The organism is Providencia sp. PROV252, assembly GCF_033676005.1.
In the GTDB taxonomy this organism is placed as follows: Bacteria; Pseudomonadota; Gammaproteobacteria; order Enterobacterales; family Enterobacteriaceae; genus Providencia; species Providencia vermicola.
Genome location: NZ_CP096294.1, coordinates 1,744,970 through 1,763,956 on the forward strand (window position 1 = coordinate 1,744,970; position 18,987 = coordinate 1,763,956).

Annotated in this window: 28 protein-coding genes; 25 read left to right on the forward strand and 3 right to left on the reverse strand. The window is 41.0% G+C overall.

Translation table 11 applies throughout. The features are described from left to right. Nucleotides 1-44 precede the first annotated feature (44 nt). The 14 genes from M1F05_RS07920 to M1F05_RS07985 all read left to right on the forward strand — a co-directional run bounded on the left by M1F05_RS07920 (nt 45) and on the right by M1F05_RS07985 (nt 6,824). Nucleotides 45-221 carry a hypothetical protein gene (locus tag M1F05_RS07920; RefSeq protein ID WP_219248238.1) on the forward strand — a complete coding sequence of 59 codons (177 nt, stop codon included), beginning with the start codon at nt 45-47 and terminating at the stop codon, nt 219-221. Beyond that, a complete protein-coding gene (locus M1F05_RS07925; RefSeq protein ID WP_412990646.1) occupies nt 178-393 on the forward strand; it encodes a DUF4222 domain-containing protein in 216 nt (71 codons plus the stop codon). The genes M1F05_RS07920 and M1F05_RS07925 overlap by 44 nt, the downstream gene beginning before the upstream one ends. After that, nucleotides 390-1,451 (forward strand): conserved phage C-terminal domain-containing protein, encoded by a 1,062-nt coding sequence (locus tag M1F05_RS07930; protein WP_318826013.1) that lies wholly within the window; start codon nt 390-392, stop codon nt 1,449-1,451. The genes M1F05_RS07925 and M1F05_RS07930 overlap by 4 nt, the downstream gene beginning before the upstream one ends. Further along, complete coding sequence (locus tag M1F05_RS07935; protein WP_219248235.1) at nt 1,451-1,696, forward strand: hypothetical protein; 246 nt, start codon at nt 1,451-1,453, stop codon at nt 1,694-1,696. The genes M1F05_RS07930 and M1F05_RS07935 overlap by 1 nt, the downstream gene beginning before the upstream one ends. Then, on the forward strand, nt 1,696-2,229 hold the full coding sequence (locus M1F05_RS07940; protein WP_318826014.1) for a phage N-6-adenine-methyltransferase: 534 nt from the start codon (nt 1,696-1,698) through the stop codon (nt 2,227-2,229). Before M1F05_RS07935 ends, M1F05_RS07940 begins: the two co-directional genes overlap by 1 nt. Then, the gene (locus M1F05_RS07945; RefSeq protein ID WP_318826015.1) at nt 2,226-2,573 is read left to right on the forward strand and encodes a hypothetical protein; all 348 of its coding nucleotides are present in this window, start codon (nt 2,226-2,228) and stop codon (nt 2,571-2,573) included. Before M1F05_RS07940 ends, M1F05_RS07945 begins: the two co-directional genes overlap by 4 nt. Continuing rightward, nucleotides 2,570-2,773, forward strand: a complete 204-nt coding sequence (locus M1F05_RS07950; RefSeq protein WP_318826016.1) for a hypothetical protein — start codon at nt 2,570-2,572, stop codon at nt 2,771-2,773. Before M1F05_RS07945 ends, M1F05_RS07950 begins: the two co-directional genes overlap by 4 nt. Next, nucleotides 2,766-3,146, forward strand: coding sequence for a hypothetical protein (locus M1F05_RS07955; RefSeq protein WP_318826017.1), 381 nt, complete (start codon nt 2,766-2,768; stop codon nt 3,144-3,146). The genes M1F05_RS07950 and M1F05_RS07955 overlap by 8 nt, the downstream gene beginning before the upstream one ends. Then, nucleotides 3,143-3,328 carry a Lar family restriction alleviation protein gene (locus tag M1F05_RS07960; protein ID WP_096864627.1) on the forward strand — a complete coding sequence of 62 codons (186 nt, stop codon included), beginning with the start codon at nt 3,143-3,145 and terminating at the stop codon, nt 3,326-3,328. Before M1F05_RS07955 ends, M1F05_RS07960 begins: the two co-directional genes overlap by 4 nt. A 37-nt stretch (nt 3,329-3,365) precedes the next feature. Further along, complete coding sequence (locus tag M1F05_RS07965) at nt 3,366-4,034, forward strand: phage antirepressor KilAC domain-containing protein (protein ID WP_318826018.1); 669 nt, start codon at nt 3,366-3,368, stop codon at nt 4,032-4,034. After that, nucleotides 4,027-4,569: a DUF968 domain-containing protein gene (locus tag M1F05_RS22750; RefSeq protein WP_412990647.1), complete on the forward strand. Its 543-nt coding sequence runs from the start codon at nt 4,027-4,029 to the stop codon at nt 4,567-4,569. The genes M1F05_RS07965 and M1F05_RS22750 overlap by 8 nt, the downstream gene beginning before the upstream one ends. Nucleotides 4,570-4,599: 30 nt before the next feature. Then, complete coding sequence (locus tag M1F05_RS07975) at nt 4,600-5,256, forward strand: bacteriophage antitermination protein Q (RefSeq protein WP_318826019.1); 657 nt, start codon at nt 4,600-4,602, stop codon at nt 5,254-5,256. Between the two features lie 183 nt (nt 5,257-5,439). Next, nucleotides 5,440-5,643 carry a TrmB family transcriptional regulator gene (locus tag M1F05_RS07980; protein ID WP_112307909.1) on the forward strand — a complete coding sequence of 68 codons (204 nt, stop codon included), beginning with the start codon at nt 5,440-5,442 and terminating at the stop codon, nt 5,641-5,643. Nucleotides 5,644-5,774: 131 nt separating this feature from the next. Next, nucleotides 5,775-6,824 carry a site-specific DNA-methyltransferase gene (locus M1F05_RS07985; RefSeq protein WP_318826020.1) on the forward strand — a complete coding sequence of 350 codons (1,050 nt, stop codon included), beginning with the start codon at nt 5,775-5,777 and terminating at the stop codon, nt 6,822-6,824. A gap of 70 nt (nt 6,825-6,894) precedes the next feature. On the opposite strand, the gene M1F05_RS07990 is transcribed toward M1F05_RS07985, so the two are convergent. Genes M1F05_RS07990 through M1F05_RS08000 form a run of 3 tightly spaced genes read right to left on the reverse strand, consistent with a single transcriptional unit; the run spans nt 6,895 to nt 8,364 of the window. Next, a complete protein-coding gene (locus M1F05_RS07990; protein WP_318826021.1) occupies nt 6,895-7,755 on the reverse strand; it encodes a tyrosine-type recombinase/integrase in 861 nt (286 codons plus the stop codon). Then, entirely contained in the window at nt 7,745-8,122 is a 378-nt protein-coding gene (locus tag M1F05_RS07995; protein WP_318826022.1) for a DUF1870 family protein, read from the reverse strand. Before M1F05_RS07995 ends, M1F05_RS07990 begins: the two co-directional genes overlap by 11 nt. Nucleotides 8,123-8,160: 38 nt before the next feature. Beyond that, nucleotides 8,161-8,364 (reverse strand): hypothetical protein, encoded by a 204-nt coding sequence (locus M1F05_RS08000; protein WP_318826023.1) that lies wholly within the window; start codon nt 8,362-8,364, stop codon nt 8,161-8,163. Nucleotides 8,365-8,620: 256 nt separating this feature from the next. Between M1F05_RS08000 and M1F05_RS08005 the strand changes: the two genes are divergently transcribed. The 11 genes from M1F05_RS08005 (at nt 8,621) to M1F05_RS08055 (ending at nt 18,940) form a co-directional block, all read left to right on the forward strand. After that, entirely contained in the window at nt 8,621-8,821 is a 201-nt protein-coding gene (locus M1F05_RS08005) for a phage holin family protein (protein WP_198634808.1), read from the forward strand. Continuing rightward, nucleotides 8,802-9,368: a lysozyme gene (locus tag M1F05_RS08010; RefSeq protein ID WP_318826024.1), complete on the forward strand. Its 567-nt coding sequence runs from the start codon at nt 8,802-8,804 to the stop codon at nt 9,366-9,368. Before M1F05_RS08005 ends, M1F05_RS08010 begins: the two co-directional genes overlap by 20 nt. Before the next feature lie 58 nt (nt 9,369-9,426). Further along, nucleotides 9,427-9,906, forward strand: a complete 480-nt coding sequence (locus tag M1F05_RS08015; protein WP_318826025.1) for a hypothetical protein — start codon at nt 9,427-9,429, stop codon at nt 9,904-9,906. A gap of 169 nt (nt 9,907-10,075) precedes the next feature. Next, nucleotides 10,076-10,522: a hypothetical protein gene (locus M1F05_RS08020; protein WP_217008384.1), complete on the forward strand. Its 447-nt coding sequence runs from the start codon at nt 10,076-10,078 to the stop codon at nt 10,520-10,522. Then, on the forward strand, nt 10,519-11,802 hold the full coding sequence (locus M1F05_RS08025; protein ID WP_318826026.1) for a DUF6575 domain-containing protein: 1,284 nt from the start codon (nt 10,519-10,521) through the stop codon (nt 11,800-11,802). The genes M1F05_RS08020 and M1F05_RS08025 overlap by 4 nt, the downstream gene beginning before the upstream one ends. A 268-nt stretch (nt 11,803-12,070) precedes the next feature. Continuing rightward, entirely contained in the window at nt 12,071-12,277 is a 207-nt protein-coding gene (locus M1F05_RS08030; RefSeq protein ID WP_217008382.1) for a hypothetical protein, read from the forward strand. A gap of 323 nt (nt 12,278-12,600) precedes the next feature. Further along, complete coding sequence (locus tag M1F05_RS08035; protein WP_272677521.1) at nt 12,601-13,104, forward strand: DUF1441 family protein; 504 nt, start codon at nt 12,601-12,603, stop codon at nt 13,102-13,104. Continuing rightward, on the forward strand, nt 13,101-15,218 hold the full coding sequence (locus M1F05_RS08040) for a phage terminase large subunit family protein (RefSeq protein ID WP_318826027.1): 2,118 nt from the start codon (nt 13,101-13,103) through the stop codon (nt 15,216-15,218). The genes M1F05_RS08035 and M1F05_RS08040 overlap by 4 nt, the downstream gene beginning before the upstream one ends. Further along, nucleotides 15,215-15,430, forward strand: coding sequence for a hypothetical protein (locus M1F05_RS08045; RefSeq protein ID WP_318826028.1), 216 nt, complete (start codon nt 15,215-15,217; stop codon nt 15,428-15,430). The genes M1F05_RS08040 and M1F05_RS08045 overlap by 4 nt, the downstream gene beginning before the upstream one ends. Further along, entirely contained in the window at nt 15,427-16,932 is a 1,506-nt protein-coding gene (locus tag M1F05_RS08050; protein ID WP_318826029.1) for a phage portal protein, read from the forward strand. The genes M1F05_RS08045 and M1F05_RS08050 overlap by 4 nt, the downstream gene beginning before the upstream one ends. Next, entirely contained in the window at nt 16,877-18,940 is a 2,064-nt protein-coding gene (locus M1F05_RS08055; RefSeq protein WP_412990648.1) for a ClpP-like prohead protease/major capsid protein fusion protein, read from the forward strand. Before M1F05_RS08050 ends, M1F05_RS08055 begins: the two co-directional genes overlap by 56 nt. Nucleotides 18,941-18,987 lie beyond the last annotated feature (47 nt).

Genomic DNA, 18,987 nt, shown 5'->3' on the forward strand with positions numbered 1-18,987 from the left:
CCGAGGCGTCGAGTGCTAATAACAACTTGTGTGGAGTAACTAGCATGAGCAGTGTAACGAATTTATCGGGTAGAGCGCAAGTACGCGCTTCAATCCGTAATAACCGTTTCGTCTATGAGATTAAATTACCAAATGGTTACCAAGAAACCAACTACCCATTTATGCAGTGGTTGGTAGATGAATTTAATGCCAATTGCGGGAGAGGGGATCATGTCCAATGAAGATGCCAACAATCTCAATCGCATTTATCTGGATAAGCGCGGTATTCGTGTTCGTGTCATACGTTATGACCGAGTCAAAAAGTGGGTCATATTCTTGCGTGACGATTACGAACATGAGTGCTTCGCCCCTTTGTACAAATTTAAAGCCGAATTCACAAGGGTGATGGAATGAGCAGCTTGTTACTACTTAAAACACGCCCACAGATTGTTATACCTGAACTGGCGGTTCGTTTGGGCTTGAATGAGGCTTTATTGCTTCAGCAAGTTCAATATTGGCTATCTGAAACATCGTCAGGCGTTGACCATGAGGGGCACCGCTGGATTTATAACACTATTGAAGAATGGCGTGAACAGTTCCCGTATTTTTCTGAATCCACAATTAAGCGTGCATTTAACAATTTAAAAAAATTGGGTGTATTAAATATTGAGCAAATCAATAAACGAACCCATGACCGCACAAATTATTACTCTATAAATTATGAACATGTATTGCTCTCCGATGAGTTCATATTGAACCCTTCGAGTAACTCAAGAAAGGCTCTTCGAACAGGTCAAAATGACCTTATCGATAAGCGCAAAATGAAACGTTCGAATAATACCAAAATGACCCCATCGAACGGGGCAAATTGCCCTGATCTTACAGAGAGTACTACAGAGAATACTCAAGAGATTACAACAGAGAGTAACTCTTCTTGTCAGGCTCATGCTGAGCCCGACCACGCGTTGGTTGTTTTGGATCATTTTAACAAAATCACTAAATCGAGTTACCAGAACAAGAAAACTACCATGGGGTACATCAACGACCGATTGTCTGAAGGCTATACCGTGGATGATCTCAATCAGGTAGCAGACTACTTAACGGCTAAATGGCTTAATGATGATGAATTTTCCCATAACCTTAGACCTATGACTGTTTTCGGAAAAGAAAAGTTTGAAAGCTATCACCAACTTTCCCAAAAATGGCATGCCAAAGGCCGTCCTGTTTGCATCAACAAAAAGTGGCTGAAGCCAGGTGAAGTGTCTGTAAATATCGATACTGTTGAACGTGACACTGTATTTACTCAAATTTTCTCAACAGGTTGGAAGCCAGCTAACAGGATCCAAGAAATTGCCAAAGAAATGGCTAGCAGAAGTGGGCTAGGTCGCCTAAATGAATTTGCAGGGCGTTCGGCATGGAAGGGGATTTGGCAACAGGCGGCAGAGCAAGCAGCTAGAGAGGTGACAGCGTGATGCGTAGTGAATCTAAGGAAATTTACGGGGCAAACGTTTTTGGTTTAGTCGCCATGTTTCATCAATTGCGCCGCTGGTGGGCTATTCGTGAATTGCGTCGTCAGTGGAACCAAGATAGATATTTTTTAACGATATCTAGGAAATATAAGCACTTAAATTGCTTAGTTGATGGTTTCAGTGTTCAGCATCGCTATAAGCATGTTCGCTTATTCGCAGAGGTCTTCAAGCAAAAGGAGATTATCTGATGGCTGTTTATTCGAGTAATACCGCACCAGAAGATAAAGATTGCTGGCAAACACCTCAGTGGCTATTTGAAGCTTTAACGCTTGAATTTGGATTTTGGTTAGATGCTGCCGCAAATGAGCAAAATGCCTTGTGCTCATATTTCTTAACCATAGAGCAGAATGCATTACAAAGTGATTGGGTAAGTCGTGGCGCCATATGGTGTAACCCGCCTTATAGCAAGATTAAACCGTGGATCGCTAAAGCCGCAGAGCAATGCGCAAAGCAAAACCAACCAATAGTGATGTTATTGCCAGCAGATAAATCAACATCCTGGTACTCATTGGCGCTAAAAAGCGTTGATGAAGTTCGAACTATCATTGATGGCCGTATTAATTTTGTTGATCCCAACACAGGAAAAGAGAAAAAGGGCAATAGTAAGGGCTCGATTCTTCTTATTTGGCGTCCATTTGTAGAACCAAAAGCAGTAGGTACGCACGTTTCAAAGAATCGCTTAATGGAAGTAGGCAAGGCAATTTTAGGGGAAGCGGTATGACTCCCTTATATCTAAGAATCGCGAGTGAATTTAAAGCGGGTAATGAAATAACAACGAAGAAAATCAGAAGTATATATGCGTCATCTGATAATCATACAAAGCATACGATAGCGTTTTTACTTAGAGCTGGCGCGGTAGCGAAAACAGACAGAAAGGAAGGAACTTTTATTGTTTATGTACTTCAGCAGAATGCTTACGAAAAGGTAGTAGCGCAGGATAATAAAAGTAAGAAATATAGAGTAAAAACAAAGCCATATGTTAAGTGTGATGTTAAAGAGTTAATGAAAACGCATAACCCATTGATATTACAGTTTAATAAGCTTTTATCGGAGGTACGCACATGAAAGGAACTACTTTGTTGAAGCTAAATGAAGCCTATAACCGACAAACTGATTTTATTGCCTCCAAAACGATTAAAGCCTTAGACCTTGGCTGTGACGCCTCATTCTTTGAAATTAGGTATCAGAAACGGAAACTACATCCAAGAGGTAAGGTTTTTATTAAATTACTCAAGCTATGTGGGGAGGAGCGATTTTATGACTGACAACATCATTAAAGTCAAATTCTCTGATGATAGTAAACCTAAATCAGGTGCAGTAGTTAAGGGGAAAAAGGACTACGAGCAAACCCGCTGTCATCATGGCGCCATTGTTATCGATGAACAGTACCGACTAGTTGAGTGTGAGCAGTGTAACTGTGTTATCGATCCGTTTGAATTACTACTCAGAAGGGCAAAAGACGCAGAAGCGGTAATTCGTGAAATTGCAGATCTAGGGAAAAGGCGTGATGAGTTACGCAAATCAGTTGATGGGTTGCTCAAGGAAGAAAAGAACACTAAAGCCAGATTGCGAAGTGCCAGAACAGATTTAATGTTTATTGAAAATAAAAAGCTTCAGCATGAGGGGAAGGTTGGATGAAAAGCAAAATAGCCGAAATTTACCCTTGTCCTCATTGTGGAAGTGAAAATATAACCATCGAGAGCCACAGTTATAGAACATGGTTTTACATTCAATGCCACAGTTGCGGTGAAAAGGGACCAGAAGTAAATGACAAACCTACGGCAGTAACAGTATGGAATGAACGAGTAGTTAGTATTTAAAAACGCAAATGCGGTTGCGTAAACGTGGAGAAATTATATGAATCAGTTATCGATAAAAGCATTAACAATGTCGAGCGTTGAAATATCTGAATTAGTTGAATCTCGTCATGACAAAGTTAAGCAGTCTATAGAACGCCTGGCGGCGCGAGGTGCAATTCAACTCCCCCCAATGGGGGAGGTTAGAAATCATCAAAACCAAGTGGTACAAGTTTATCAATTAAATAAACGTGACAGTTATGTTGTCGTGGCTCAATTATCACCAATGTTCACAGCAAGGCTGGTGGATAGATGGCAAGAGTTAGAAAACCAAAAACTGGTACCAACAACATTCTCTGAAGCCTTGCGTTTAGCAGCGGATCTGGAAGAAGAAAAACAACAGCTTGAAAATAAGTTAATTGAAGCTGCTCCGAAAGTTGAGTTTGTTGATCGATACGTGAAAGCAACTGGCGCAATGACATTTAGGCAGGTGTGTAAGTTGTTGGATATTAAAGAGACAGAATTTAGGGGCTTTTTACTTGATAAAAAAATCATGTATCGGCTCAACAATATATTAACACCATATCAGCAGCATTCAGAAGCGGGGCGATTTGAAGTAAAAACAGGTGTAACCCAAGGGACTGAATATGCATTTACTCAAGCCAGATTCACGGCTAAGGGTGTGAAATGGATAGCGGGTTTATGGATGGAGCACAAAGCATATGCATAAGGCTTCAATACTTACAGCGAATACGGTACCAGATTTGGGGTTAGTAATATTTCGACCAGGAGTAAGTGAATTATCAAGTTTTAATGGTCGCATGCTTATTATCCCAGTGCCTAATTCACTAAGCGATAAATCAGTAGGGCCTATCTCTCTTTCTTCATCATTCCTCAGCGACGAGTTTAATGATGTTGAAGAGATAAAGCAGGTATTAAAACTAACTGTAGATCCTGAGCCACCAGCTAGCTTGATGTTAAAGCCTAAATTACAGCGTTGGACTAATGATAAATACCTGCAGTGGGTAAAATCACAGCCATGTTGTGTTTGTAACTCCATCTCGCACGAAGCACATCACCTAATCGGTCACGGTCAGGGTGGAATGGGCACTAAGGCCCATGACTTGTTCACTATCCCATTATGTCGCATTCACCACAGCGAATTGCATAAGGATCCAAACGGATGGGAAATGGTACATGGTAGCCAGTTGGTTTTATTATTTAAATTTCTAGACCGCTCAATCGGTCTGGGTGTATTCGGTTAATGCGTTGTGCGGAACGCAGTGGGGGATTACATGGCTATCTATTCTCATGATTTAGAATATTTAAGTATCAAAGCTTATGATGCAGTAAATAGTTGCGTTGGTACAACGAAAGGGCAACTAGAAGCATTTGAGGGGTTTGGTTTGACTGATACTAAAACAACACCAAGAGTTAGAGTAAGAAACCTAGAATTAAACGGCCGTCTTGTTTGCCGAGATACAGACCCCGTTTATGCATTAGAAACTAGAAGCAATAGAACACCAGGGCCAATGATTGATCCTCATACATTTGAAATGAGTTCATGGAGAAGAGCTATAAATGCATTAAGTGATGAGCACCGATCATGGATTATGTATAGATATGGCAATGACCTAAACTTTGAACATCAGGTGAATATCTGTAAATACATCTGGTGTGAATTTAATGAATATGCAGCAGCGTATAATTTAAGTAGTAAAGTTAAGGGGCGTCTAAAGGCATTGATTTGGTTATCAGTACAAGGATATGAGGCAGAAAATTACTCACAAACCAAACTTGCTGAATTGGCTGGCGTAAGTCGATATAACTGGAATAAAACCTATCATCCCCACTGGATCAAGATGTTATATATTTGTGGCAATCTGGATGAGAACTCACTTTTTTTAATGAGAAATAAAAGGCAAGAACAGAAAAGTAAAAATGAAGTGTAAAACTTGCAAAAGTTAACAAAATGAGCCATATTTAAGGCTAATTTGGTATGTTGCCAAAATTGTTTATAACCTCGCAATGCGGGGTTTTTTATTGCCTAAAATAAATATAAGACTTGCTGTTACGTTTGGTCAGAGTTACATGTGTAGTTATGCACAATAACTGACCAAGGGTTTTAAAATATCATGTTAAAACAGAGTGATATAACGCAAGAAGCAAAAATTATTTTTGAGGCTACCCCATATACTGAGGCTGTTACAGCAGGTGAGGTTTCACAAGTCACTGGGCTAACACAGCCGCACTGTCAATTGATACTAACACAGTTAGCAATGGCTGGGTTAGTTGTAGAAAATATCAAAGAAAACACATTTCAAAATATCCAACTGTGAAAATGGGCGGCTGGTGGGTGTTGACGCACTCCACCAGCCATTTACCCGTTGTTGAGGTCACGGATAAACCAAGGCCCACCGCTTATACGCGTAAAGCTAGGTGAGCTTATCAAAAAAGGTTCTCCTGATCTATGAAAAACACTGTAATTTTAAACAGTATAAATTTAGTCAATGACGACTCACTCAGCTACATAAAGACACTTCCAGATAATTGCATCGACCTAATTGCAACTGACCCGCCTTATTTTCAAATTAAAAGCTGTGGTTGGGATAATCAGTGGGAAAATGTCACTGCCTATTTATCTTGGCTTGATGAAATGCTTTCTGAATTTTGGCGGGTATTAAAGCCAACAGGCAGTCTTTACATGTTTTGTGGATCTAAACTGGCGGCTGATACTGAAATATTGGTTCGTGAGCGGTTCAATATTTTAAATCATATAATTTGGGCTAAGCCATCAGGGCCATGGCGAAGAGCGTGTAAAGCTGATCTGCGTAGTTTTTTTCCAAGCACAGAGCGCATTATATTTGCAGAGCATTACCAAAGCCCTTACAAAGGGAAAAGTAGTGAATATCTGCAACAATGCCGTGAGCTTAAAGAAAACGTACTTAAGCCGCTGATTGAGTATTTCAAGCAAGCCCGTGATTCGTTAGGGATAACAGCAAAAGAGATCCACGAGGCCACAGGCAAGCAAATGGCCTCACACTGGTTCGGATATAGTCAGTGGCAGCTACCGAGTGAAACGGATTATTTGAAGCTTCAGGGCTTGTTCAAGCGTGTTGCTGAGGAGAAATTAAGTAAAAGCCAGTTATGTCGTGAACATGCAGAGTTAATGAGTGAGCAAATCACATTAAGACGCGAATATCATGAGCTGGCTGAACAATATCAATTATTACGTCGTCCCTTCACTGTGACCGTTGATGTTCCTTATACAGATGTATGGGTATACCCACCTGTACAATACTATCCTGGTAAACATCCGTGCGAAAAACCTTCAGAGATGATGGAACACATAATCAATAGTAGTAGTCGTGAAGGTGATGTTGTTGCCGATTTCTTCATGGGCTCTGGCGCCACAATAAAAGCGGCATTAAAACTTAATCGCAGGGTGATTGGCGTTGAGTTAGAAACTGAGCGATTTGAGCAAACAAAGTTAGAGATAATAGAGCATGCTGACTTGTAAGTGATTCTTACATGTTGAACTATCTGGTATTTCCAGATAGTTCATATGTTTGGTTATTCCGAACAGCTGATTATTCAACTATCAAGCGTCGATAGTCTTTATTTCTAATATCATGATAGTTGTCTGTCATATATTGATGTTTATGCCCAAGTAGAGTCATCGTATCTATACCTTGCGCTCGATATAAGCGCTCCGACAACGACCGTTGCTCTCTAAACGATGGTGGCTTCCCAGTGATTGGTTTTGGTAGGACAGAGTCCCTACATATTTTAAACCATCGAGAAACGGCCCAAGTTTTTACTGGTTTTCCATTATTGTAATTAAGTAAGTTGCCCGAGGTTGAACAGATAGAAATGACATCTTCTAAGCTGAAGTTTATTTCATCTAGTTTTAGCGATGTGGGAATAGCTATCCGTTCATTTGTTTTCTGTTGTGTAACATGAAGATAGCCATTAAAAATATCATTGTGATGCATTTTGACTATATCACTAATGCGTTGTCCTGTTATCAGTGCTAGCAACATGCTATTTGAAAAGTACTCTGGCGCAGCATACTTAGCGTATTCAAATATCAAACGCCATTCATCAATTAGCAGTCGCTGGGTTTTAATTATTCTTCTTGGGGTTCTAACAATCGCCGCAGGGTTGTGATTAATTGGTATTACACCATCACGTTGCGCTTCAATAAATATATTGTTTAGGTGGACTTTGAAACGATAGGCAGCGCTTGATTTACCTTCATTTTGGATGCTGGATAATGCATTAGCTATGTTGCTGACAGAAATCTCTACTAATGGAGTTTCGCCCCATAGCGATGAAGACCTTCTCAGTGACAGGTCATATTCAGTATAAGTTTTTTTGCCTATCTCATTATATAAGAGTCTGTCATTGAGAATTTTACGATAAATAGTCAGCCATTGATTAAGATTCATTTTCATCGTTTCTTATGGCTTCTTCAGCTCGCCAGATGCGCGCTGATTTTTCAGAAAACAATTGCGCTGAAACTGACTGAGAAAGTCGCCATCTAACAATGCTCTTTACGCCAGATTCTGCCGCATAGTCTTCTATTGTTTCAAAATACTTGTAGTTATAGTGTTCGAAGTCTGGAAGGGATTCGATTAACTCTTGTCTTGTCAGTGAGAGCATTTGCATTTGACTAATAACGTCAGTTGGGATTGGTGACGTGCCTTTTTCCCATCTCTGCCAAGACCGTGGTTCTACTTTGCCCACATGCTCTGCGGCTTCAGCTTGTGATAGAAAAAGCAGTTGCCTTAATTGCTTTAGCTCTGAATGTGTCATGATATGCCTTATTTAAAAAGGAGCCGAAGCTCCTTGTGTTATGCGTTAATCCAAGTTTTTCCTGCTTCTTTGAAGCACACTAAAACACCATTTTCATATTCTATTTTAAGAGTTGTACCTTGAAATGACTGATTGCGAGAAGCAAAGCGTTTTGCTTGAGTTAATGTTTCAGCCTCAAATTTAACACCGTCGCGGTCTGAATTAACGTTTTGAGTTTCTTTGATGATGTAGGTAGTAGTCATAATAATCTCACTTAGTTGAGTTGGGATTGCCTTATTGCCTTCCCGTTAAATACATTATTGTCGCAAACGCGACGCAATGCAATCTAAATCAATGTATTTATCGTGATTCAAATCACATTTAATTCAAAAGGTCGCCTAGCGCGGCTTTTTTCGTACATAGCCACCGCAAATCACTATCAACACGTTTAATTACTGCAATGACATTGCGGTTGGCTACCCATTAACTAAACATCGGAACACTCCGCAGGGGGTGGATATGCGTATGCACGAAAAATACTCAAGCCCCTTTTCTTATGCATTAGGAGTAATCACTACAGCGGCAGGGGCGTTATCACTAGACCAGTGGGCGGTGCTCATCGGGATTGTATGTACTGTCGCTACATTTTTGGTGAACTGGTACTACAAACGGAAAGAATTCAAATTAAGAGAGGCTAACAGTGGCAAAAATACCAAATAAAATAAAAAAGGCTGCCGCTGGTGGCTTAATTGCTTTGACTGTAAGCATGATTGCTTATTTTGAAGGCATGGAAACTAAACCATATAAAGATGTCGTCAATGTCACCACAGTTTGTTTTGGGCATACGGGTGCTGACATCATCCCCACCAAAACCTATACAGAAGTAGAATGTTTAGCTTTGCTTGAAAAAGACCTCAGCAAAGTCAGAAAGGGCGTAGACCCTCTAATCAAAGTTGATATCGACGATAACACCCGAGCCGCTATTTATTCCTTTGCTTACAACGTGGGCACAGGTGCTTTTGCACGTTCTACGATGCTAAAGAAACTGAATGCAGGTGATATCGCTGGTGCTTGCAATGAATTAAAACGCTGGACTTATGCAGGGGGTAAAGAGTGGAAAGGCCTAATAACACGCAGAGAGATAGAAAATGCAGTATGCCTTGGAAAGTTCGACTCGGCTTACTCTTATTCTTTATCGGGTTCCCCGTCTACTTGGCAACTGGCGTATATGTACTTAGAGACGATACCTGCAGTATTGACAAGGTAAGTTTAGAAAAACGATGCCAAAAAGCCCTAGATCACTATCGAGGTAAGCAGGTGAGCTTATGAAAATAGATAGTTCCACTTGGTTATTTCTTATGGTTGTCGGTTTAGGCTGGTGGGCTGTAAGTGAATATGAAAGCAATTCGTTGCTGAAGATAGATAACAGTAACAAAAGTAAAATCATTGCTACCCAGTCGCTACAATTCAATCGGTTTAATCAAATAGCTACCACAGCTTATCGCTATGGCATTCAGGCGGAAGCCAAATCACAGGAGAAAGTCATTGAATATCGAGAAATACTCAAAAAAGAGCTTACTTGTGATTTGCCTGTGCCTCAGCCTATTGCTGATGGGGTGCTCAAGTACACCTACGAATTACGGTCAATGTACTCCGATCCCCAAAACACTAACCGAGCCAGTGCTCGTGCCATTACCACCGACACCCTAACTTATTGCCAAGCAGTGCTATGGATTGATTCTTTATTAGCAGCTCTGGATAAGGCGAACGCGCAGATCGAAGCGATACGGAAGCTGGAAGAGTAAAACGCTTACTGGTATTGGAACTCAGGAAGAGAAGATAGGATAAAAATTAGAATCAATATCACATAGAATTAACCTTTTCATTTATGTTTAAAATTTTTCTGATATATTTACATCAATAGTTTAAAATCAAATCAACCTACATTAGTAGGTTTTTTCATGGATTGATAATATGTCAGGACTTTCTGTTGAAAATAATGATACTTTAAGTGATGAATTAGGTGAATGGCCTGATTTTTATCCTGCATTTGTTCCCCCTAAAAGTGCATTCGATGCAGAAGGGGAGCTTTTTAGGCTTGTTATTTGCGATCCTCCAGCGCAAGCATGTTTTGCTTCAACTTATGAAGAAGATAAAAGAAGACTTAATGCTTGCAATTCGAGAGAAAAAAAAGAGTGTGTCTATGGCACATCATTTTTTAATAGTTATGAGGGCGCGAAGAATAATCAAGATAAATTTCCTCAAGCGCTAGGTAATAAAAAGATAGCCAAGGGAGAGCTCATAGCTAAAATGGGTAAAATGAAGCAAACATTTGTGAATCCTGCTCATTTCACCGTTTGGTTAAGAGTGAATTCAAATATTCATGAGCATTTTGAATGCGTATCGGGGGGAGATAAATGAAAAATATATTTATTTCCCATAAATTATTCGGCAACTTAGTTATTCGTAATGTTTATGAGTTTTATGATGAACCACGCCTATTTTCCGTAACGAACGAAGTTGCATCAATATATATAGTATATTGGATTGGTGATTCAACGGACTCTTCTAACTGGTTTATTATTCCGATATCACCAGACAGATTGGAAATGCTAGAAAGAAAAAGGATTGATATTTATTCGGTTTTGACTGAACAGGAGCAATCATTTTTTTATACAGCAAATATATATTTTGACGAATGTTCAGTATCAATTGAAACAAAAGACGCGCAAGATGTATATGATATAGCCCTCCCTAAAAAAGGTTTGGGTATTAGTTCCGTTGTCCCTATGTTAGTTAATGGGTGCCTAGGTAATCCAGTAGAATATTCAACACATGAAATTCATGTGGAAAAAAGTGCTAAAAAAAGTATTTTAGATTTAAATCATGTATCTAGCATTTTTGATTCTTTTGATGTTTTTTATCAACATATGATTAAAGCTCATGATTTTAAAGATAAAATACGGCCTGTTGCAGCAAGGCCAGGTTCTTTTATATTATCATTTCAAGCTGAAAAATTAGCTGATTTTGAGCCTATTTTAAATAGACTTTATAATCTTATTTTGAATAGGAAAGATATTAAAAAATTCATGATGGAAAATGGATTAGATTTTCAATCTTTCTTTTATTTATTGAATAGTGTTATTGAAACAGGTACTAATTTTGAGTTAAAAAACACTAACACTGATGAGGTTATATTTGATTTAACTAAATCTGCCGCTGAATTTTATTTAAACGATATACGCAGGTCTGCAGCTACTTCTGTTAGTGGTGAGCAGGTACCCCAAGCCGATATCCTTAAAACTATATTTAAAATAATTGAGATAAAATGGTCTGATAACAGCTTAGATACTACCAATACAGGACTAAGCGAGAGACATATATATTATTATCTTCACGCGTCAAGAATATTAGGTTTTATTGATCAGCATAGAAATGTCACTGTTTCAGGGCAGCAACTAATAGAAGCTGATGATAATACAAAATTAAAAATAGCTGCAAAAAATTTCGAGCAAAGTCACTGTTGTTGGGCTTGGATACAGTGGGCCGAGGTAAATAATTTATCTGAACTGGATCCTTGTTCAGCGGAGAAATTTTTAAAAGAGCAGTGTTTCACACTAAGCAGTGAAACACTAGCTAGAAGAGCTAGGACATTAAAAAATTGGTGCTTAGAATTAAAAAAACACTATATAGCATACTAGCATGTTTTAGTTATAAGCCGCTGAAAAGCGGCTTTTTTTATGGTTTTTTCATACATCAATGCATCTACATAATAAAGGAATGTGTTAATGGAAGTTCATAGAGTTTACGGAAAGTGACGAGTGGATATGTTTAATTTTTAAAATGTGATTCATTGGGTAGCATTGATAGATATTATGTAAGAACTATAATTTTTAGCCTGTGAGGGTTGTTTTTTTAATCAATAGCCACAATATCTATATATGCTTATTTATTATAAGGAGAGTATCTATGTTAGAAGATTACTACGCTCATGATGGTTATGATGATGAAGCTAAGCACAAAAGATTACTGGCAGTGCAAGCAGCCTTAGAAATTGCCAAGGCATCAGCGTCAAGCTCACCACCAACGTATGGCAATATGTCTAATGATTTGACTGCCGCAGCTGAACATATCGGAAATCTAGCAGATGCTATACAAGCGGCGATTAGCAAATAAATCACATTGTTTACTTAACTAACCACCTAAGGGTGGTTTTTTTGTGCTCAAAGAAACCTTAACTCAATGAAAACAATTAATTCTGTGGAAAATGCAAAAGGTACTCCCGAGGGGGTACCCTCTCCACGGGGCGGCGCGCTCGCGGGAAACGGCTCATTTTCAAATTTTCATGCTGTCAGCAGCAGGTGAGTTAACCGTTTGATTTAATTTGTAAATATCGACATTGAGGTGACAATTTTTAAAATGAGTTGTCACCTCAATGTGTTATATCTATCTGATAATAAATAAAAATATCAGTTTTCACCTGACAGAGTGAGGTGTCAATGTCCAACATCAGCAATCTGGGGGACGCCTACAACTGGAGCGTGGCTAAGATTGCTGAAGCATTCGGCTTGAATCGCGGAACAGTTAAAAAGCGATTGCTCGATGCAAACACCCCGATAGCAAATATGGTTCGGGGGAATCCCGTTTATGCTTTACGAGATATTGGCCCGATACTTTTCGGTGCTGACCCTGATGCCAACACGAACAGTTTGCAAGACCCATCATTAATGCCCCCCAAGGATCGCAAGGATTGGTTCCAGTCTGAAAACGAACGGATAAAACTAGAAACCACACTTAAACAACTGGTTCCTGTTGCCGATGTGCATTTGGAAATGGCGGTATTGGTTAAAGCAATTACACAAGTTTTAGATACATGGCCCGATAAATTAGAGCGTGATAAAGGTTGGAATGCCCAGCAGCTGACAGAAGTACAAATCATTGTTGATGAATTGCGCGATATTTTAGCCGCACGGGTAATGGATGCAGAGGATTTTGAAGAATGACAGTAAATTACGCCTCGGCATCGACAGTGAGGAAAGATGTTGCCTCCCTATTAAAAGCTCCCCGCAGAATGCCAATTGCTCAGGCTGTAAAAAAATATATGCGCGTTCCAATGGGGGAAGGCTCTTCAATACCGTGGGATGATTCATTAACCCCTTATATTATTGAACCAATGAATTGCCTTGCGGATCGTCGCTATGATTCAGTGATATTTGTTGGTCCAGCTCGAACGGGAAAATCATTGGGGCTGATTGATGGTTGGATCGTCTATGTCATTGTCTGCGACCCTGCAGATTTTCTTCTCATTCAAATGACGGAAGAAAAGGCGAGGGAACACTCTAAAAAAAGATTGGATAGAGCCTTTCGTTCAAGTCGAGAGGTTGCTAAAAGACTAAGCCCTCACCGTAATGACAATAACGTCCATGACAAAACATTCAGGGCGGGGAATTATTTAAAAATTGGCTGGCCATCCGTCAATATCATGTCCTCTTCGGATTATCGGTTTGTTGCATTAACGGACTATGACCGTTTCCCTGAAGATGTAGACGGGGAGGGAGATGCCTACACGCTAGCCGCAAAGCGTACAACCACATTTATGTCCGCAGGAAAAACACTGGTGGAAAGCTCTCCTGGTCGAGAGATAACGGACAGTAAGTGGCGGCGAAATACGCCGCATGAGGCCCCGCCAACAACGGGTATTTTGTCACTTTATAATCGGGGTGATCGCCGCCGCTGGTATTGGCCATGTCCGCATTGTTCAGAATATTTCTTACCAATCCGTGAAAACATGGTGGGCTTTAGTGAAGGCGATGACCCAACAGCAGGTAGTAAGGCGGCACGATTACAGTGCCCCCACTGCATGGGAATTATCGAACCAGAACAGAAAAGAGAACTAAACAATAAAGGGGTTTGGCTTAGAGAGGGGCAGTCTATTGACCAAAATGGCGTTATAACAGGTGAACCTAGAGAGTCTCGCATTGCGTCATTTTGGATGGAAGGCCCCGCCGCAGCTTATCAAACATGGGAAAAGTTAGTTTATAACTTACTCAATGCGGAACAGGAATACGAGCGAACGGGTAGCGAGGAAACGCTAAAATCAGTCATTAACACTGACTGGGGACAACCATATTTACCGAAAATCAGCCAAGAGCAGCGAAGCGGTGATGATCTGAAAGTGCGCGCTGAATATTGGGATCATGGAACGGTACCCGATGGCGTTCGTTTTCTTGTTGCTACCGTTGACGTGCAGGGCGGTAAAAAACGGCGATTTGTCGTTCAAGTTACAGGATATGGCGCCAGAGGTGAACGTTGGATAATAGACCGTTTCGACATCACTCGCTCTTTACGTTATAGCGAAGATGGTGAAGCTAGAAAAATTGACCCTTCTTCTTATGCGGAAGATTGGAATATTTTGGTAACGGATGTACTCGATAAAACCTATCCACTTCAAGATCGTGACGATTTAGAAATGGGTATCCACAGCATGGCGATAGATACTGGTGGTGAGGAAGGGGTAACAGATAACGCTTATCAATTTTGGCGTAAATGTAAAAAAGATGGTTTGGCGCGTCGTGTCTATCTATTTAAAGGGGATGGTAAAGCCAAAAGTAAACTAATCACCAAATCCTACCCTGATAACACTGAACGTTCAGACCGCCGCGCCAAAGCGCGTGGTGATGTACCTATTTATTTATTGCAAACAAATGAATTAAAAGACCGTATTTCTTCGCATTTAGGACGGGAGACGGTAGGTAATAACTATATTCATTTTCCTGATTGGCTCGATGATTCTTTCTATGATGAACTTACGTATGAAGAGCGAGACAATAATGGGAAATGGAGTAAACCAGGCAAAGGGGCTAACGAAGCTTTTGACTTGATGGTCTATGCACATGCGTTGGTTATTTTACTGGGTTACGAAAAAATCAAATGGGAGAAACCACCTAAGTGGGCTCAGTTGCCAGATATCAGCGAAGCTAAACTATCGCCTCTGACTTCTAATCAACCTCCTCCAAAATCAACACCAATTCAAACTCAAACAGAAACCCAAGAAAGCAAGCCTAGCGCAAGTTCGGCATGGGCTCCTGTGTCTTCAACATCTGGAGGATGGGTATGACCCGAGATGAAATTAAAGAAATGAGGGACGCGTATTTAACGGCAGAGAGGGAAATACTGCAGGGTAAAAGTGTCACATTTAACGGCCAATCCATGACGATGGAAAACCTCAGCGAGATCCGTAAGGGGCGAGAATATTGGGAGAGGCGGTATTCGCAGAGTAGTTCCGCACATCGCAAGTCCCCAGGCTATAAATTAGCGAGGTTTCAATGAACTTTCTTGATAAAGCCATATCGGTGGTTTCACCTGGATGGGCCAGTAGCCGTTTGCGCTCACGAAACCAAATCATGGCTTATGAAGCCGCAATGCCATCACGACAACATAAGGCAAGGCGAGAATCGCGTAATGCAAATCAATTGACGCAAACTGGGGGGAAGTCATTACGTGAACAAGCTCGGTGGTTAGACAATAACCATGACCTTGTAATTGGTATCCTCGATAAAATGGAAGAGCGGATTGTCGGCAGTAGAGGGATCATTGTTGAGCCTCAGCCATTATCGAAGACAGGGCAAATTCATGAAGATCTAGCTAAGCAGATAAGAGCTGCTTGGGCTGAATGGTCTATTCGTCCAGAAGTGACAGGGCAATTTACGCGTCCAATGCTTGAGCGCCTTTTGGTTCGAACATGGATCCGCGATGGTGAGGTCTTTGCTCAACTCGTAAAAGGAAATCAAAAGGGGCTGGATAAACAAGCTGGTATTCCGTTTTGGTTAGAAGCGCTAGAACCTGATTTTGTACCTATTCATTTTGATGATACAGGTAAAAACATCCGACAAGGCATCCAAGTGAATGAGTGGGGCCGACCGCAATCCTATTCCGTTTACAAAAACCTGTTAACTGCAGGTCAGCAAATGGGGGAATTAAAGTCCATCATTGCTGAAAACATGCTGCACATAAAATATGTACGGCGGTTACATCAGGTGCGTGGTGTTAGCTTGTTTTCTGGCATTTTAATGCGCCTAAGCTCTTTGAAAGATTATGAGGATGCAGAGCTAACGGCAGCAAGGATTGCAGCCTCATTAGGGATGTACATTAAAAAAGGTGATGCCAGTTTATATGATGACGATGAGGGCAAAGAAGACCGTAATATCATCATTGAGCCAGGCATAATCTACGATGATTTATTACCTGGTGAAGAAGTCGGCATGATCAAATCTGATAGGCCAAATCCAAACCTTGAAAATTTTCGAAACGGTCAGTTAAGAGCCGTTGCTGCAGGTAGTAGGGGGAGTTATTCCAGTATTGCTCGTGATTACAACGGGACATACAGCGCACAAAGACAAGAGCTGGTGGAGTCATTTGAGGGATATTACATTCTACAAGATACCTTTTGTGGCTCCATTAGTCGGCCTGTTTATCGGCAATGGCTACAAATGGCGATTGCATCAAGGGTAATTATCCTCCCAGCTGATGTTGACCTCAATTCACTTTATAACGCCACATACAACGGCCCTGTCATGCCATGGATTGATCCACTTAAAGAATCGAATGCATGGAAAGCTCAAATCCGCGGTGGTGCTGCGACAGAAAGCGACTGGGTTCGAGCAAGAGGGGGTAATCCAGCAGAAGTTAAACGGCGCCGCAAGGCGGAAATTGATGAAAATGAACGACTGGGGCTGAAATTTGATACAGACCCCGCCAACGACAAAGGTAATGATAATGCAGACGAAAAACACACATCTCATGCTACCCAAAAACAGCATGACGATGAGTAAACCGCTGATGTCGGCACCAGAGAAAAGCTGGTTTCAAATGAAAGCGACCAGCGAGACTTCAGCTGATATTTATATTCATGACGAAATTGGCATGTGGGGGATTAGCGCACGTCGATTTACCGAAGATTTAATTTCTCTTGGCAATATCAATCATATCAACCTTCATATTCATTCACCAGGAGGTGAGGTTTTTGAGGGGATTGCTATTTACAATCAGCTCAAAAATCACAATGCCACCATTACGGTTTATATCGATGGGTTAGCAGCTTCGATGGCGTCAGTCATTGCCATGGTAGGTGATGAAGTCAAAATGCCAAAAAATGCCATGATGATGATCCATAAACCTTGGGGCGTGTCGTGGGGTGATGCTAATGATATGCGCGATTATGCTGATCTGCTTGATAAAGTCGAAAATGTTTTAATCCCTGCTTATATGGAGAAAACGGGAAAAACGAAAGAAGAAATTGAAGCCATGCTCAGTGAAGAGACATGGTTAACGGCAGAAGAGTGCGTGGAGCACGGTTTTGCTAACTCCGTTATTGAGCCAGTCAAAGCGATGGCCAGCCTTTCATCTAAACGCATTGAGGAATTTAAATCCATGCCTAATTCATTAAAAAACACGTTAAAAAATAGCCTGACTAACCCTCGTAACACGACGGTGCCATCGGCAGATCCAGCACCACAACCGCAAAACCCAACCAATACTCAAGAGACTGATACCGCAGGTATTCAAGCCCAAGCGCGTCAAGCGGAACAAGCGCGTATGAATGGGATTAAGGATTTATTTGCTATGTTTGGTGGTAAGCATAATGACGTCATGGTTGAGTGCCTTACCGATATCAACTGCACTGTTGATCAAGCAAAAGATAAGATTTTAGATTTAGTCGCCAAAGGTACAACGCCAACAAATACCGTTAATTACGGTGCTCATATTTATGCGAACAACGGTAATATTGTGGGGGACAGTGTTCGCGCATCATTAATGGCACGTGCAGGATATGATGAAGCACATGCTGATAACCCTTATAACTGCATGACATTACGTGAATTGGCTCGCATGTCATTAACGGATCGTGGCGTTGGTATTGCGACTCGTAACTCAATGCAAATGGTTGGCATGGCCTTTACTCACGGCACATCTGACTTTGGTAATATTTTGTTAGATGTAGCAAATAAATCTATTTTGCAAGGTTGGAATGAAGCGCCAGAAACGTTTGAAAAATGGACGAAAAAAGGACACTTGGGCGACTTTAAACCGGCTACCCGTGTTGGAATGGGCGGGTTTAACTCTATTCGTGAAGTTCGCGAAGGGGCAGAATATAAGTACGTCACTACGGGTGATAAAAAGGCAACTATCGCACTGGCAACCTACGGTGAGTTATTCAGCATTACTCGCCAAGCTATCATTAACGATGATATGTCAATGCTTACTGATACCCCGATGAAACTAGGCCGCGCAGCCAAAGCGACCATTGGTGACTTGGTTTACGCTATCCTGATGGATAACGCAATCTTCAGCGGTGATAACATTAAAATGTTTGATGCAAAACACGCAAACTTAACCAGTGGCGGCATGGATGTTGATACGATTGCGGCTGCTTGTGCGTTAATGCAAGAGCAAAAAGAAGGTGAGCGTGAGTTAAATATTGAGCCTGCATTTATGTTGGTTCCAACGGCCTTAGTAACTTCTGCCAAACAAGTTATTGGTTCTAGCAGCGTCAAAGGTGCGGATATCAACGCGGGGATCATTAACCCAGTCAAAGATATTGTTGAAGTTATCCGTGAATCTCGTTTATCACGTGGTGCAAGTAAAGATAAACCAACGTGGTTCCTAACCTCTGCTCAGGGCACCGATACCATTGAAGTTGCCTATCTTGATGGAGTTGATACGCCTTACATTGACCAAGAAGAAGGCTTCAGCTCTGACGGTGTAACCACTAAAGTTCGTATCGATGCAGGGGTTGCACCAGTAGATTATCGCGGTATGGTTCGTGTCGATACGAAATAACCTTATTACAGATTAAACCTCTCGCCCTAACGGGCTTTTTTTATACC